The sequence below is a fragment of the Mycolicibacter icosiumassiliensis genome (genome assembly GCF_900078685.2).
GTDB classification, from domain to species: Bacteria; Actinomycetota; Actinomycetes; order Mycobacteriales; family Mycobacteriaceae; genus Mycobacterium; species Mycobacterium icosiumassiliensis.
In genome coordinates this window covers 243940-259818 of the sequence record NZ_LT546166.1, presented here as the reverse complement: position 1 = coordinate 259818, position 15879 = coordinate 243940, and the positions used below count along the sequence as shown (strand labels likewise).

The 15879-nt window shown below is 69.2% G+C and carries 10 protein-coding genes and 1 pseudogene; 7 read left to right on the top strand and 4 right to left on the bottom strand.

Annotated features, from left to right (window positions below):
- The first annotated feature begins 33 nt into the window (after positions 1–33).
- Genes BN4346_RS24825 through BN4346_RS24810 form a run of 4 tightly spaced genes read left to right on the top strand, consistent with a single transcriptional unit; the run spans position 34 to position 2576 of the window.
- The gene (locus tag BN4346_RS24825) at positions 34–546 is read left to right on the top strand and encodes a redoxin domain-containing protein (RefSeq protein ID WP_078058408.1); all 513 of its coding nucleotides are present in this window, start codon (positions 34–36) and stop codon (positions 544–546) included.
- Positions 543–1403 carry a cytochrome c biogenesis CcdA family protein gene (locus BN4346_RS24820; protein WP_067967110.1) on the top strand — a complete coding sequence of 287 codons (861 nt, stop codon included), beginning with the start codon at positions 543–545 and terminating at the stop codon, positions 1401–1403. The genes BN4346_RS24825 and BN4346_RS24820 overlap by 4 nt, the downstream gene beginning before the upstream one ends.
- 47 nt (positions 1404–1450) lie before the next feature.
- Positions 1451–1966, top strand: a complete 516-nt coding sequence (locus BN4346_RS24815) for a hypothetical protein (protein ID WP_067967107.1) — start codon at positions 1451–1453, stop codon at positions 1964–1966.
- Positions 1959–2576 carry an RES family NAD+ phosphorylase gene (locus BN4346_RS24810; protein ID WP_096867439.1) on the top strand — a complete coding sequence of 206 codons (618 nt, stop codon included), beginning with the start codon at positions 1959–1961 and terminating at the stop codon, positions 2574–2576. The genes BN4346_RS24815 and BN4346_RS24810 overlap by 8 nt, the downstream gene beginning before the upstream one ends.
- 147 nt (positions 2577–2723) lie before the next feature.
- On the opposite strand, the gene BN4346_RS24805 is transcribed toward BN4346_RS24810, so the two are convergent.
- The 4 genes from BN4346_RS24805 to BN4346_RS24790 all read right to left on the bottom strand — a co-directional run bounded on the left by BN4346_RS24805 (position 2724) and on the right by BN4346_RS24790 (position 7514).
- A complete protein-coding gene (locus BN4346_RS24805; protein WP_067967105.1) occupies positions 2724–4007 on the bottom strand; it encodes an IS110 family RNA-guided transposase in 1284 nt (427 codons plus the stop codon).
- Positions 4008–4475: 468 nt separating this feature from the next.
- Complete coding sequence (locus BN4346_RS24800) at positions 4476–5234, bottom strand: class I SAM-dependent methyltransferase (protein WP_067967104.1); 759 nt, start codon at positions 5232–5234, stop codon at positions 4476–4478.
- Complete coding sequence (locus BN4346_RS24795) at positions 5227–6351, bottom strand: 6-phosphofructokinase (RefSeq protein WP_067967103.1); 1125 nt, start codon at positions 6349–6351, stop codon at positions 5227–5229. The genes BN4346_RS24800 and BN4346_RS24795 overlap by 8 nt, the downstream gene beginning before the upstream one ends.
- The gene (locus BN4346_RS24790; RefSeq protein ID WP_067967101.1) at positions 6348–7514 is read right to left on the bottom strand and encodes a zinc-binding dehydrogenase; all 1167 of its coding nucleotides are present in this window, start codon (positions 7512–7514) and stop codon (positions 6348–6350) included. Before BN4346_RS24790 ends, BN4346_RS24795 begins: the two co-directional genes overlap by 4 nt.
- 53 nt (positions 7515–7567) lie before the next feature.
- Between BN4346_RS24790 and recC the strand changes: the two are divergent.
- From recC to recD, 3 genes and pseudogenes are all read left to right on the top strand, one after another.
- Positions 7568–10863 (top strand): annotated as a pseudogene (gene recC / locus BN4346_RS24785) (exodeoxyribonuclease V subunit gamma).
- Positions 10863–14165 carry an exodeoxyribonuclease V subunit beta gene (recB, locus tag BN4346_RS24780; RefSeq protein ID WP_067967099.1) on the top strand — a complete coding sequence of 1101 codons (3303 nt, stop codon included), beginning with the start codon at positions 10863–10865 and terminating at the stop codon, positions 14163–14165. Before recC ends, recB begins: the two are co-directional and overlap by 1 nt.
- Positions 14162–15859 (top strand): exodeoxyribonuclease V subunit alpha, encoded by a 1698-nt coding sequence (gene recD / locus BN4346_RS24775; RefSeq protein WP_067967096.1) that lies wholly within the window; start codon positions 14162–14164, stop codon positions 15857–15859. The genes recB and recD overlap by 4 nt, the downstream gene beginning before the upstream one ends.
- Positions 15860–15879: the final 20 nt, after the last annotated feature.

Sequence of the window (15879 nt, the reverse complement as noted above, 5' to 3'; positions counted from 1 at the left end):
AGCTCCGCAGGTTGCGGTGGCATACTCGCCGGTATGCCGCAAGACAAGGCCTCTGGGCGTCGCCGGTCGGCCGTACTGCTCCTGGCTGTGGCAGCGATAGCCGTACTGATCTTCGGCTGCCGTTCGCAGACCAGGGCCGAGAACACCCAACTGGATTTCGCCGCCCAAACCCTCGACGGCCGACCGTTTTCCGGTGCGAGCCTGGTCGGCAGGCCGGCCGTGTTGTGGTTCTGGGCGCCTTGGTGTCCGCTCTGTCAACGGGATGCACCGATGGTCGCCCACCTGGCCGCCACCCACCCCAAGGTGACGTTCGTCGGCGTCGGCGCGCAGGACCGGTTGGACGCGTTGCGCGCGTTCGCCACCAAGTACGGCGTCGATGAATTCACTGAGTTGGCCGACACCGACGCCGCGGTGTGGACCAGGTTCGGGGTGACTCGACAGCCCGCGTACGCCTTCATCAAGCCGGACGGACGGGTCGAGGTGGTGACGGGCTCGCTACCCGAAACCGAGCTGAACAGGCGACTGCAGGCCCTCGCGGGTTCGTGATCGACACCGCCTCACTCAGTTTTGCCCTGGGCGCAGGGCTGGTGGCGGCGCTGAACCCGTGTGGGTTCGCGTTTCTCCCCGGCTATCTGGGTCTGGTGATCGCGGCCAGCCGGGACACCCCACGCCCGGTCGCACTGGCCCGGGCAGCGGTGGCGACCATGGTGATGGCGACCGGCTTCCTGACGGTGTTCGGAATCTTCGGATTGGCCGTCTCGCCGTTGATCGCTTCGGCGCAGAAGTATCTACCGTTCGCCACCGTGCTGATCGGCGTGGCGCTGCTGGCGATGGGCGCCTGGCTGTTGGCCGGCCGCGAGATCCCGCTGCTGCTGCCCACCATGGCGGGCGGCACGCCCACGGCACGGCTGGGGTCGATGTACGGCTACGGCGTCGGCTACGCCATGGCCTCACTGTCCTGCACCATCGCGCCGTTTCTGGCAGTGATCAGCACGACCTTCCGGCAGGGATCCACGTTGGACGGTGTGCTGGCCTTTGTCGCCTACGCCGCGGGCATGAGCATCACCGTCGGCGTTGCGGCGCTGGCGGTGGCTGTGGCGGGTTCCACTGCCAGCTCCGCGTTGCGGCGGGTGCTGCCGTATGTGGGGCGGATCGCCGGGGTGATCGTGCTGCTGACCGGTTTATACGTCAGCTATTACGGCTACTACGAAATCCGGTTGTACTTCGCCGAGGGTGACGCCGGTGACCCGGTGATCGGTGCGGTGGTTGCGGTGCAGTCCTGGTTGGCCGATCGGGTCGACGCGCTGGGCGTCTGGCCGCTGCTGGGCGCGATCGCCGCGCTGGTGGCCGGTGCGCTGGGCTGGCGCGCGCTGAGGCGCCGGCAGGGGTCCACCCCGGAATAATTGTTTCGATTGTTTCAATGTTAAGCGACGGCGAGTAGGATTAGACCATGCCCACCGCCGTCGCACCGATCGCCCGCCAGGTCGCCGAACGCGCCCGCACCGACGCCGGGTTCGCCCTTGTCCTCGACGCGCTGCTGGAGGCACCCACGGCACCGCAGGGCACCCTGGAACGCATCGCCGCCCACGCCCTGAACGATCAGCGTCGCGCCGCCCTCGTCGACGACTTCGTCGCCGGGGCGCTGCCCACCCCGAAGGTCCAAGATCTCCTGCGGCTGGGCACGCCGCAGGCAGTGCACCGGTTGCGCAGCCGAGGCAAGCTCATCGGCGCGGCCATCGGCAACCAGACCTGGTTCCCGGCCTGGCAATTCGACGACGCCCGGCTGCGCCCCGAGCTGCCCGAGGTCCTGGAGCTGCTGGGTCGGTTCACCGCCGACCCGCTGGCTGCCGACCGCATCATGCGGCTCACCCATGACGAATTGGGTGGTGTCTCGATCGCCGAGGCGCTACGCCACAGCGAGACCGCGTCGGCCGCGCGTCGCCTGCTCACCTCACTCGGTGCCTGAACTCACCGCCGGCTATCGGGCGCCGCTGCCCGATGCCCGGCCCAGTGGACTGCGGCGCCGGCGGATCGCCGCCGGTACCCAGCTGTGGCGCCTCGACGCCGAGCATCCCGACCAGTGGACCTGGGGCGGCTTCAGCCAACCGCGCTATCGCTTCGATCCGCCGTCGGGTGGGTTCCGCACCCGTTACGCGGCAACCGATCTGGTCGGCGCGTTTCGGGAACGCTACCGACTGACCGGGCTGATGATCCCCGGCGATCACGCCCGCCACCACCTGGTGCGGCTGTCCGCCGCCCGACACCTGCGGGTGCTCGATCTGCGCACCGAGCGCAACCTGGATGCGCTCGGCGTCGACGATCAGATCAGCACCGGCCAGCACGACGCGGTGTGGGCCACCTGCCAGCACCTGGCAGACGCCGTGCGGCGCTGGTGGCCCGAGCCCGATGAGTGCCCGGACGCGATCCTCTACCGCTCGCGCACCACCCCGGAGACTTCGGTCAACTATGCGTTCTTCGCCGTCGGGGCATTCGCCGTCGAGTGCTGGCCGCTCGCGGAGCGCCCGGATGTGACCGCGGATCTGATACTGCGGCACGGGTTTACCGTCGCATACTGAGCCCACGCACTGACCCGGCCGCGACCGCACTGACACGACTGCGACCGCACTGCCCCACCCGTCACGGGCCCAGGGGATGCGTGCGTATGCCCGCCTCACTCGAAAATAGAAGGTGACCAAGGGCTGGTGAGCGGTCTCGGTCCGGTGTTAGGCAGCATCGGTGCGGGGTTGGAGTGTGACGCTGTATCCGAGGGCTTGGAGTTGTTTGATGGCCCTGGCCTTGGTTTTTGCCGGCTGGTGCCGGGTGTAGTAGTCGGGGCCGGGGTCTTGGTAGAAGGTGCCGTTGACCAGCATGTGCCATGCGCAGGTGAGCATCTTGTGTTCGATTGCGACGATGGCGATCTGGCCGGCGAGGGACTGGCGACGCGATTTTTTAGCGCCGGGCCGGGGTGGTCGGCTACCGGCGATGCGTCGGAAACGGGCACCGAAGTAAGTGTTGGTGCTGCGCGACGCGGACAGCGCGGCCACCCCGAGTGCAGCTTTGAGGTGGTGGTTGCCGGGTGGGGTTTTCGCCGATTTGATCCGCCCGGCTGATTCGTTGCTGCCAGGTGCGACGCCTGCCCAGGACGCCAGGTGGTTGGCGGTGGGGAACACGTTCATGTCGGCGCCGGTCTCGGCGATGAACACGTTGGCCACGGTGTAGGAGAAACCGGGGATACTCACCAGGAGTTCCCGGACGGCCTGAAAGGGGGCGATCAGCTCCTCGATACGCGCATCCAGGCGGGCGATGTCGGCGTCATGGGCGTCGATACGGTCCAGGTAGAACCGCACCATGAACGCGTGGTGGTCGTTGAACCGGCCCTTCAACGCCTCGGTCAGTGCGGGGATCTTCTTGCGCAACTGTCCTTTGGCCAGATCAGCCAGCATGGTCGGGTCGCGTTGGCCGGCGATGAGCGCTTCGAGCATCGCTCGCCCCGACACTCCGATGATCTCGCAGGCCACCGTCGATAGCTTGATCCCGGTGTCTTCGAGCAGCGTCTCGAGGCGTCCGATCTCTTTGGTGCGGGACTGGGCGATGGTGGTGCGGGCGCGGGTTAGATCGCGCAGCGCCCGGATCGGTTCGGGTGGCACGAACGAGGCGCGGACCAGCCCATGAGCACCCAGTTCAGCCAGCCAGGCCGCGTCGGAGACATCGGTCTTGCGGCCGGGGACGTTGCGGGCGTGGCGGGCGTTGACCAGCATCACGTTCAACACGTCGTCGAGCAGAAAGTAGAACGGCTTCCAGTACGCCGCAGTCGACTCGATCACCACACATGTCACCTTCTCGGCGATCAGATGCTCGCGCAGCGCCAGGATGCTGCCGGTCATCGATGTCCACGTGGTCACCGTCGACGACGTGGCTTTGCGCCCGCGGCCCTGAATGCGCACACACACCTTGGCGTCCCTTTTCGACACGTCGATTCCCGCGCACCGCGGATGAATGACTTCCATGGCAGTTCATTCCCCTTCCGCTCAAACCTGCTGCAATGGAGCGTGTTTCGGGGAGGACGTACATGAAACAGAAGTCTCACTCGCGTGCTCACAGGCAACAATCCACATCCCTCGCACAACCGCAAAGGGATGCCCTCCAGCCCCACGCTCTAGAGACGTACTCGACGGCAACAAGGCGGGACGGGGTCGCCGAAACACCTCTTAAGCGTCAACCCGGACCACGACGAACGCAACCACGCAACCCCACCCGCACCGGCCCGCGATTTTCATTCCCCACATCGGGGCGAAGCCCCATGCCCGCTCTGAGCGACAACTTTGGTTATGTCAACTCATGTTCGACTTGTCGGCGCCCAATTCCCACCCGGGTCGCCACGGCCTGACATAACCAAACTTGTCGCTCAGAGCCGGGCACACACCACATCGCCGCCCACGTGTGACGCCTGAGACGGACGTGACCGAGCCCGGCGCTCAGCTCGGCTTCGTACCGGTGACCAGGCGGGTCGCCGCCCAGGGCCCGCCGTACCACATCCGCCAGCCCAGGTTGTGCCACGTCACGTCATGCCAACCGATTTCACGCAGTTGGGCGGCGTGGTTGCGGATCTCCCACAGGTCGGCGATGACCAACCGGCCGCCGGGCCGCAGCACCCGAGCCGCCTCGGCCAGCGCACGCCGGCGGCCCTCGCGCGACCCGATGTTGTGGATCGCCAGGTTGGACACCACCACGTCGACGCTGGCGTCGGCCAGCGGCAGTGCGGTCATATCACCGGTGCGCACCTCGATCCGGTCGGCGACGCCTTCCAGTGCTGCGTTGGCCAGGGTGGCATCAGCGGAGTTGTCGGTCTGGTCGGCCTGCCACAGGTCCACTCCGATCGCTCGACCGTGGGGCAGCCGCTTGGCCGCGGCGCACAACACCGCACCTCGCCCGCACCCCATGTCCAGCACTGTTTCGTCGCCGCGCAGCCGCAACCCGTCGAGAATGTCGACCCAGACAGCGAACTTGCCGGACCGCGTCGCATGCCAATACAGCCCGACCTGGGCCAGGATGCCGGCGTCAAGGACCAATGCCGCCGCGCCGGCCCACTGCGGACCGCGGGCCAGGGCGATACCGCCGTAGATCGCCAGCACCGCGCACCCGATCGCCAGGGTGGCGAGCTGCCCGCCGAGCGGTACCCGGTGAAATGATCCGTCGATGCCGTAGTCGCCCCGATGCTTCGCCGACTCAGCCATGCTTAACCTCCTCATCGCCGAACCTGATACCCAAGTCGCGTGCGGTCTGGATCGAATCACAGTCCAGCGGAACGATTTTCTGCTGGCGAGTGGCCTGGGCCAACGGCACATAGTCCACCGTCGGCGGGTTGAGCGCCACCATCACCCCGCTGTGCCCCTCGTCGAGGGCCCGCACCGCGGCGGCGCCGAACCGCAGCCCCAGCAGCCGGTCCACCGACGTCGGCGAACCGCCGCGCAACAGGTGCCCGAGCACCACGGCACGCGACTCCCGCCCGGTGAGCGCCTCGAGTTCGGCGGCGACCTTCGCGCCGACGCCGCCCAGGCGTTCGGCCTGGCCCACCGCCTTGCCCGCCACGGTGAGTTCGCCATCCACCGGTTTGGCGCCTTCGGCGACGCAGACAATCGAGTACGTCGAACCGCGTTGTGCGCGTTCATTGATCAGCGCGGCCACCGGCTCCAGCCGATACGGGATCTCCGGGAGCAAGATGGCATGCACCCCGGACGCCAGCCCAGCGTGCAGCGCGATCCAGCCGGCGTAGCGGCCCATCACCTCCACCACGATGATCCGGCTGTGCGAAGTCGCGGTGGAGAACAACCGATCGATGCACTCCGAGGCGAAATCGACGGCGCTGTCAAAGCCGAATGTCGCCGCGGTGCCCTCCAGGTCGTTGTCGATGGTCTTGGGTACCCCGACCAGCCGCAGCCCGGCCTCGTGCAGGTGGTTGCCGATCGCCAGGGAGCCGTCGCCGCCGACGGTGATCAACGCGTCGATCTCATGCCGGGCGATGCGCTTGAGCAGCTCGTCGGTACGGTCCTGTTCGATCCAGCTGCCGTCGGGCTGCTGCACCGGGTAGGCGATCGGGTTGCCACGGTTGGTGCTGCCCAGGATGGTGCCGCCCTGGTGGATGATGCCGCGCACCCGGTCACGGGTCAGCTCGATCAACCCGCCGTCGGGGTAGTCCTCACCCAGCAGCAGCCCGTTGTAGCCGTCGCGGATCCCGACCACGTCCCAACCGCGGCTTCGGCCGGCCAGGGTGGCGGCATAGATCACGGCGTTGAGGCCCGGTGCGTCACCGCCACCGGTGCTGATCGCGATGCGCTTGATATCCGCCGTCACTCCTGGACCTCCTGCACCGGGCTCTTGGGATCGATCAGGATCTTGGCATGCTTAGCCGGGTCAGCCAGCGCCTCGAACGCGCCTCCCACCCCGCCCAGTCCGACCGTGCCGGTGATCAGCGGCGAGACGTCGACTTTGCCCTCGGCGATCATGTGCAGGGTGTCACGGAATTCCATTGGCGTGTAACCCAAGACGAACCGAAGATCGGTCTCCTTGTTGATCGCGATCGCCGGTCGGATCGTGTCGGCCCCCATGCAGACCCCGACCACCACGACGCGGGAGAACAGTGGAGCCCCGGCGATGATGCTGTCGATGACGCCCGGTACCCCGACGCACTCGAAGATCACCGGGCGTTTGGGTGTGGCGGCTCCGACGGCTTCGGCGGCCCGCCAGACGTGCCACCAGGGCAGCCGCGCCTTGTACAGCTTCTCGACGGTGCCCACCGCCAGGCCCAGCGCATCCGGTGCCTTCTCCAGGTGGCCGTGGCCCGCCGCCGCAGCGTAGGGCGAGTCCTGCTCCGGGTCCACGACGATGTCGGCGCCGCATCGGGTGGCCAGCGCGCGCCGGCCGGGCGAGAAGTCGCTGGCGATCACCGTGCGTACGCCGCGGGCTTTGAGCATGCACACCACCGCCAGGCCGATCGGTCCGCAGCCGATCACGATCGCCACGTCGCGCTTGCGCACCTCGCCGCGCCGCACGGCATGCCAGGCGACCGACATCGGCTCAGTGAGGGCGGCCGCATCGGTCGACAATCCGTTGGGAACCGGCAGCGCCAGCGACTGCTCGACGAGCATCTGCTCGGCATAGCCTCCCGGCGCCGATTCCGACAACCCGACCGCATGGACAGCGTCGCCGCGCCGCAACAGCGGTAGGGCGACCACCCGGGTTCCGGGGCGCGGCGCCTTGCGGGTGCGCGGACCATGGTCGAGCACTTCGCCGCAGACTTCATGCCCCAACACCACATGCTGATCCGAGCGCATGAAGCCGTCGTATCCGGTCAGGGCCATGACCTCGGCAACCTCGTCGCAGTGCTGGCGGGCGTGCAAATCAGATCCGCAGATGCCGCACCGCAGCACATCGATGAGGAGCTGGCCTTTAGCCGGGATCGGAGTCGGTAGGTCGACGACCTCGAGTTGCGCGTTACTACAGCTGACCGCTTTCACCCGTCCCAGCCTACGAGGGTGCGATGTCGGCAACGCGGTTTATGGTGGCCGCGATGGGACTGCACCTGCACCGCGCCGAGCGCACCGACGTCCTCGCCGACGGCCTCGGTGCGCTGTTGGCGACGTCGCCGGGCGACCCGTTCGCCCCCGAGCTGGTGTTGGTGCCGGCGCGCGGGGTGGAGCGCTGGCTGTCCCAGCGGCTGTCGCACGTGTTGGGCGCCGGTCCCGACGGCGACGGGGTGTGTGCGGGCGTGGAGTTTCGCAACCCGATCTCGCTGATCGCCGAGATCACCGGCGCCGGCGACGACGATCCATGGTCCCCAGATGCCATGACCTGGCCGCTGCTGGCGGTGATTGACGCGAACCTCGATGCGCCCTGGTGCACCACGCTGGCAAAGCATTTGGGCCACGCCGACCCCAGCCCGGAAGGTGAGCTGCGTCGCGGCCGGCGTTATGCGGTAGCGCGCCGGCTGGCCGGCTTGTTCGCCTCCTACGCCCGGCAGCGGCCGCAGCTGCTCATCGACTGGAGCGCCGGCGAGATCGCCGACGGTGCCGGTGCGGCGTTGCACGACGACCTGGGTTGGCAGCCGCCGCTGTGGCGGGCGCTGGTGGCTGCCATCGGTATCGATCCCCCGCACGTTCGGCACCGCGACACGGTCGCGCGACTGCGCCGGGCGCCGACCGAGACGCTGCCGACCCGGCTGTCGTTGTTCGGGCATACCCGCTTGGCCTGCACCGATATCGAACTGCTGGAGGCCCTGGCAGCCCATCACGACCTGCACCTGTGGTTGCCGCACCCGTCCGATGCGCTGTGGCGCTCGCTCGACGACGTCCACGGTGCAATTCCGCGCACCGAAGACGAGACCCGGCACCGCGCACGCCATCCGTTGCTGGAGACCCTGGGCCGCGATCTGCGTGAGCTGCAGCGCGGTCTGCCCGCTGTACCCGACAGCGACGAATACCTGCGTGCCGCAACGCGACCGGACACGCTCTTGGGTTGGTTGCAATCCGATCTGAGTGCCAACGCGCTGCGCCCCAAAGGCCGCAGCTTCGCCGTATCCGACCGTTCGGTGCAGGTGCACAGCTGCCACAGCCCGGCCCGGCAGGTCGACGTGCTGCGCGAAGTCCTGCTGGGGCTGCTGCACGACGATCCGACGCTGGAGCCCCGCGACATCGTGGTCATGTGCCCCGACATCGAAACCTATGCGCCGTTGATCGTCGCCGATTTCGGTCTGGGCGAGCTGGCCGGTGATACCCACCCGGCGCACCGGTTGCGGGTGCAGCTCGCCGACCGGGCATTGACCCAGACCAATCCGCTACTGGCGGTGGCCGCCGAACTTCTGGAGATCACCCGCGCGCCCCCGCCACCGCCGTGCTCAACCTCGCCCACACCGACCCGGTGCGGGCGCGGTTCGGCTTCACCGACAACGACCTGGCCCAGATCACCACCTGGGTGCGCACCGCCAACATCCGTTGGGGTTTTGATCCGCACACCCGCGAGCGCTACGGGCTGTCCCACGTCGTGCACAACACCTGGCGATTCGGCCTGGACCGCATCCTGACCGGGGTGGCGATGTCCGATGATTCGCAGGCCTGGCTCGATACCGCGTTGCCCCTCGACGACGTCGGCAGCAGTCAGGTGGAGCTGGCCGGGAAACTGGCGGAGTTCGTCGCCCGGTTGCAGTCGGCGGTCGACAAGCTGGACGGCACCCGCCCGCTGGCACAATGGATCACCGCGCTGCGCGACGGGGTCGCCGAACTGGCCGATGCCGGCACCGAAGCCTGGCAGGGCGCGCATCTGCAGCGGGAGTTGACACAAGTGCTCGACGACGCCGCGGCCCGCAGCGACACCGCACTGCGACTGCCCGATGTGCGCGTGCTGATGGCCGGGCACCTGGCCGGGCGCCCGACCCGGGCCAACTTCCGCACCGGCACGCTGACGGTGTGCACCATGGTGCCAATGCGGTCGGTGCCACACCGGGTGGTGTGCCTGCTGGGTGTGGACGACGGGGTGTTCCCCCGGCTGGACCTGCCCGACGGCGACGACGTGCTGGCGCGGCGCCCGATGACCGGGGAACGTGACATCCGTTCTGAGGACCGGCAATTGCTGCTCGATGCGATCACCGCGGCCACCGACAAGCTGGTGATCACCTACACCGGCGCCGATGAACACAGCGGTCACCCCCGCCCGCCCGCGGTCCCGTTGGCCGAGTTGATCGACGCCCTGGATCAGACCACGCCCGAGGCGGTACGCGAGCACCTGGTGGTGGAGCATCCGCTGCAGCCGTTCGACGTCAGATGCGTCGAACCGGGCCGGTTGATCCCCGACGTGCCGTTCACCTTCGATCCGACCGTGCCGCTGGCCGCCAGAACCGCCGCCGGAACCCGCCGTGCCGCACCGCAGTTCATCACCGACCCGCTGCCGCCGCCCCCACCGGGAGACGTTGCGCTCGTCGACCTGCTGAAGTTCTTCAAGGACCCGGTCAAGGGTTTTTTCAGTGCGCTGAACTACACGCTGCCGTGGGAGGTCGACGAGGTCGAGGACGGGATGCCCGTCGAGATCGATGCGCTGGGTGAATGGGCGGTCGGCAATCGCATGCTGCACGACATGCTGCTGGGCACCGACCCTGCCAATGCCATCGCGGCCGAGTGGCGGCGCGGCAGCCTGCCGCCGGGGCAACTGGGCTGGCGCACCGCCAAACAGATCCGGGACCGGGTCGCGGGATTGGCGGCCGCGGCGCTTGAGCATCGCCACGGCACTCCGGCGACCTACGACGTCGATCTGGATCTCGGCGGCGGGCGGCGGCTGACCGGCACCGTCACCCCGGTGTTCGATGCGACCACGGTGTCGGTCAACTACTCCAAGCTGCGGGACACCCATTTGTTGCAGGCCTGGATTCCGCTGGTGGCGCTGGCTGCCCAGCGTCCCGGCGTCGAATGGACCGCGCGCTGCATCGGCCGGGCCCGCGACGGCGAACGCGCCCTGCAGCGGGTGTTCGGGCCGCCCCCCAACCCGGTCGAGACGTTGCGGCAGCTGTTGTGGCTCTATGACATCGGGCGCTGCGAGCCGCTGCCGCTGCCGATCAAGACGTCGTTCGCGTGGGCCGAGAAGCGCCACGATGGCCGCGACCCGGTCTGGTATGCGAGCAGCAAGTGGACCAGCCAGCGCTACCCCGGCGAGGACGCCGAACCCGCGAGCGTCCGGGTCTGGGGCCCCCGCGCATCGTTCGACGTGCTGCAGGGGCCGCCGCGTCCGGGTGAGGAGATCGACGGCGAGGACACCCGACTGGGCGCGCTGGCGGCCCGGCTGTGGCTGCCACTGCTGCGCGCGGAGAGGCGAGGGCGCTGATGGAACGCTTCGATCTGCTGGGCCCGCTGCCGGACCGCGGCACCACCACGGTGCTGGAGGCCAGCGCCGGCACCGGCAAGACATTCACACTGGCCGGTCTGGTGACCCGTTATCTGGCCGAGGGGCACGCCACGCTGGACGAGATGCTGCTGATCACCTTCAGCCGCGCCGCCACCCGGGAACTGCGAGACCGGGTACGCCGCCAACTGGTGGAGACCTTGGCCGCGCTCGACGGCGCCAGCAATCAAGAGCCCAATGACCTTGTCGCGCATCTGTGTAGCGGCGGCGCCGACGAGCGGGAGCTGCGCCGGCGCCGCTTGCGTGATGCGCTGGCGGGCTTCGATGCCGCGACCATCGCCACCACCCACCAGTTCTGTCATCTGGTGCTCAAATCACTGGGCATCGCCGGTGACACCAGCGCCGGCGTCGAGTTGGTGGAAAGCCTTGACGACCTGGTGACCCAGGTCGTCGACGACCTGTACCTGGCGAAGTTCGGGACGCAGCGCGACGAGGTGGCACTGAGTTACACCGACGCACTCAAACTCGCGCGGGTGGTGGTCTCCGATCCGTATGCCCAACTGCGCCCGCAGGATCCCGAACCCGGCACGGTGGCCGAGGTGCGGCTGCGATTCGTCGACGCGGTCTGCACCGAGTTGGAACTGCGCAAACGCCGGCTCGGCGTGCTGGGATACGACGACCTGCTGCGCCGGCTGGCCGAAGCGCTGAAACCCGAGAGCTCCCCGGCCCGCGAACGGATGCGGCAGCGCTGGCCGATCGTGATGGTCGACGAGTTCCAAGACACCGACCCGATCCAGTGGCAGGTGATCGAACGCGGCTTCGTCGGGCATTCGGCGGTGGTGCTGATCGGGGACCCTAAGCAGGCGATCTACGGCTTCCGCGGCGGCGACATCTACACCTATCTGCAGGCGGCCCGCACCGCCGGGCAGCGGCGCACCCTGGCGGTGAACTGGCGCAGCGACTCGGGGCTGGTCGATGCGCTGCAGACGGTGATGGGCGGTGCGGCGCTGGGGGATCCGCAGATCGTGGTCCACGACGTGCAGGCCGCGGTCGGTGGGACCCGGCTGGCCGGTGCGCCCAGCACCGCCCCGTTCCGGCTACGGGTGGTCGGCCGCGCGACCTTCGGCGTCAGCGCAGACCGGGTCGCCCCGATGCCCAAGCTGCGCCGCCATATCCCCGATGATCTGGCCGCCGACGTCGCCGCCTTGCGGGCCAGCGGCGCGACCTTCGACGGCCGGCCGATCAGCCCCGGCGACGTCGCGGTGATCGTCGAGAACAGCAGGGACGCCGCCGCCTGCCAAGAAGCCTTGCTGCGAGCCGGGATTCCCGCGGTGTTCACCGGCGACGCCGACGTGTTCTCCTCCGCTGCGGCCGCCGACTGGCTGTGCCTGCTGGAGGCGTTCGAAGCAACCCACCGCGGTGGGCTGGTGCGGGCCGCCGCGGCGACGGTGTTCTTCGGCCATACCGCCGCGGCGCTGGCCGCCGGTGGTGACGCGTTGACCGACGCCGTGGCGTCGACCTTGCGGGACTGGGCCGATGAGCTACGGCTTCACGGGCCGGCGGCGGTATTCGAGGCGGCGCAGTTGGCCGGCCTTGGGCGCCGCCTGCTCGGCGAGTACGGCGGGGAACGCACCATGACCGATCTGGCGCATGTGGCGCAGCTGCTGCATGAGGCCGCGCACCGCGACCGGCTGGGCCTGCCGGCGTTGCGGGATTGGTTGCGCCGCCAGTGCACGGAAGGCAACGGCAGCGGGCAGCACAACCGTCGGCTGGACTCCGACGCTGCCGCCGTGCAGATCCTGACGGTGTGGGGCTCCAAGGGCTTGCAGTTCCCGATCGTGTACCTGCCGTTCGCGTTCAACCGGCACATGTTCGACGAGGCCATCCCGCTGTACCACGAAGCCGGCGTCCGCTGTCGGCATGTCGGTGGACCGGACAGCTCCGACCACACCGAGGTGCAACGGCTGAGCCTGACCGAGGCCGCCCGCAACGACATTCGGCTCGCCTATGTGGCGCTGACCCGCGCGCAGTCGCAGGTGGTGGCGTGGTGGGCGGCCTCCTACGACGAACCCAATGGCGGCCTGTCCCGGCTGCTGCGGGGCCGGCGCCGCGGCGAGGCGCCGGTGCCGGATCGCTGCGAGCCCAAACCATCCGATGAGGAAGCCCTGAGCTGCTTTCGGGAGTGGGAGGCCGCCGGCGGTCTGGTCATCGAGGATTCGGTGATCGCCCCGTTGGCCCCGGTCGCCCCGGCGGGGCCTCCGGATGACTTGGAAGCACGGCACTTCCACCGGCACATCGACACTGGCTGGCGGCGCACCTCATATTCGGGGCTGATCCGGCATGCCTCAGAAAGCGCAGGGCCCGGAGCGGACGGGGTTTCCGGGGTGCACAGCGAACCGGAACTGAATGCCCGCGACGACGAGGCCGACGACGTGCCCGTGGCAGTGGCGGCGCCGCCGGTCGGCGCGGATCTGGTCTCGCCGATGGCCGAGCCGCCCCCCGGGGCGGCGTTCGGCTCGCTGGGGCACGCCGGGCTGGAGACCGCCGATCCGTTCGCCCCCGACTTGGCGGCCGAGCTGGAAGGCCAGGTACGCCAACACGCCGCTTGGTGGTCCGTCGATGCCGAGCCTGCCGCGCTGGCCGCGGCACTGATTCCCATGCACGACACCCCGCTGGGGCCGCTGGCCGGCGGGCTGACCCTGCGCGAGATCGGCACCCGGGACCGGTTGCGGGAGCTGGATTTCGAGATCCCGCTGGCCGGCGGGGACGTTCGCGGCGTAGCGCCCGATGTGCGGCTGGCCGAGGTCGGGACGCTGTTGCGTGAGCACCTGCCCGCCGACGACCCGTTCGCCCCGTATGCCGACCGGCTGGCCACCGAGGCGCTGGGCGGCCAGCCGCTGCGCGGATATCTGTCCGGCTCGATCGACGTGGTGCTGCGGGTGCCGGAGCAGCGCTTTCTGGTGGTCGACTACAAGACCAACCGGCTCGGCGACACTGCCGCCGACTACGGCTTCGATCGGCTTACCGCCGCCATGCTGCATTCGGACTATCCACTGCAGGCGCTGCTGTATACCGCGGTGCTGCACCGCTTCCTGCGGTGGCGGCTGCCCGGGTACGACCCCGAGCAGCATCTGGGCGGCGTGCTGTATCTGTTCGTGCGCGGGATGTGCGGACCGGACACCCCCGTGGTGGATGGCCACCGGGCCGGGGTGTTCGACTGGCGGCCACCCACCGCATTGGTGGTGGCGTTGTCCGACCTGTTGCACGCAAGGCGGGCGGCATGAGCGAGTTGTTGGAGTGGCGGGGGGCCACCGGCGCCACCGGGCTGTTACGGGACTTCAATCAGGCCGGCGTGCTGGACGCCGCCGACGTACATGCCGCCCAACGCATCACGGAGCTAAGTGGTGAACCCGACCAGACGGTGGGCTTGGCGTTGGCACTGACCGTGCGGGCGTTGCGGCACGGGTCGGTCTGCCTGGATCTGTCCTCGGTGGCCGCCGACACCGACGATGCCCAGGTGTCCTGGCCGGAGCCGGGGGCTTGGCTGACGGCGGTGCGCGCCAGCCAGTTGGTGCAGGCGCAGGTGCTACGGCTTTATGACGGCCGATTGCTCTACCTGGACCGGTATTGGCGCGAGGAGGAGCAGGTCTGCACGGACCTGCTGGCGTTGTCGGCGCCCGGGACGGTGCCGGCGGAGCTGCCCGCGTTCGAGCGACTTTTTCCACCCGGCACGTTCGACGAGCAGCGTGCTGCCGCCGAAATCGCGCTGTCACAGCCGGTTACGGTGCTCACCGGCGGCCCGGGCACCGGCAAGACCACCACGGTGGCGCGACTGCTGGCGCTGTTGGCCGAGCACGCCGAACGGTCAGGCACGCCCGGGCTGCGGATCGCGTTGGCCGCCCCGACCGGTAAGGCCGCGGCCCGGCTGACCGAGGCGGTCGCCGCGGAGGTGGCCGAGCTGGAGCCGGTGGATCAGGCGCGGCTGGCCGGGTTGGGTGCGACCACGCTGCACACCCTGCTGGGTTCGCGGCCGGACAGCTCGGTGCGGTTCCGCCACCACCGGGCCAACCGGCTGCCGCACGATGTGATCCGGCTGTTGGAGGCGATGCGCCCGGATGCCCGGCTGATTCTGGTGGGCGACGCCGACCAGCTGGCGTCGGTGGAAGCCGGTGCGGTGCTGGCCGATCTGGTGGACGGGCTGGCGGCGCGGCCGGACACCCGGGTGGCGACGCTGCGGACCTCGCGCCGGTTCGGCGAGTCGATCGGCGCACTGGCAGCGGCGATCCGCGACGGCGACGCCGACCGGGCGATTGCGCTGCTGGCCGCCGGCGGTGACCACGTGGAGTGGATCGACACCGACCACGCGGCGGACGTGGCCGAGCGGTTGGCCGCACTGGTGGTGCCCCACGCGTTGGCGGTGCGCCAGGCCGCATTGCTCGGTGATGCCGCAGCGGCGGCGACGACGTTGGACGAGCACCGGTTGCTGTGTGCGCACCGGGAAGGCCCGCAAGGCGTGCGGCATTGGAACCAACAGATCCGCCGGTGGGTGGCCGAGCAGACCGGTGATCCGATGTGGACCGAGTGGTATGCCGGCCGACCGTTGCTGGTGACCACCAATGACTACGGACTCGGGCTGCGCAACGGCGATACCGGCGCGGTGGTGGTGCGCAACGAGGGGTTGCGTGCGGTGATCTCGACGGCGTCCGGGCCGCTGGAGTTCGCCACCAGCCGGCTCGCCGAGGTCGAGACCATGTACGCGATGACGATCCACAAGAGCCAGGGCAGCCAGGCCGGCGAGGTCACGGTGCTGATGCCGCCCGTCGAGTCGCGGCTGTTGACCCGGGAGTTGTTCTACACCGCGGTGACGCGGGCCAAGACCAAGGTGCGGGTGGTGGGATCGGAGGCGTCGGTGCGGGCCGCGCTGGGCCGCCGGGTGGTGCGGGCGTCCGGGCTGTCGCTGCGCCTACGGGAGGCATGAGAACGCCGACATATGTACTA

Bases quoted from the DNA above. Each gene is read 5' to 3' on its own strand.
- BN4346_RS24825 (WP_078058408.1), top strand. From the start codon at position 34: ATGCCGCAAGACAAGGCCTCTGGGCGTCGCCGGTCGGCCGTACTGCTC.
- BN4346_RS24815 (WP_067967107.1), top strand. From the start codon at position 1,451: ATGCCCACCGCCGTCGCACCGATCGCCCGCCAGGTCGCCGAACGCGCC.
- BN4346_RS24805 (WP_067967105.1), bottom strand. From the start codon at position 4,007: ATGGAAGTCATTCATCCGCGGTGCGCGGGAATCGACGTGTCGAAAAGG.
- BN4346_RS24800 (WP_067967104.1), bottom strand. From the start codon at position 5,234: ATGGCTGAGTCGGCGAAGCATCGGGGCGACTACGGCATCGACGGATCA.
- recB (WP_067967099.1), top strand. From the start codon at position 10,863: ATGGAACGCTTCGATCTGCTGGGCCCGCTGCCGGACCGCGGCACCACC.
- recD (WP_067967096.1), top strand. From the start codon at position 14,162: ATGAGCGAGTTGTTGGAGTGGCGGGGGGCCACCGGCGCCACCGGGCTG.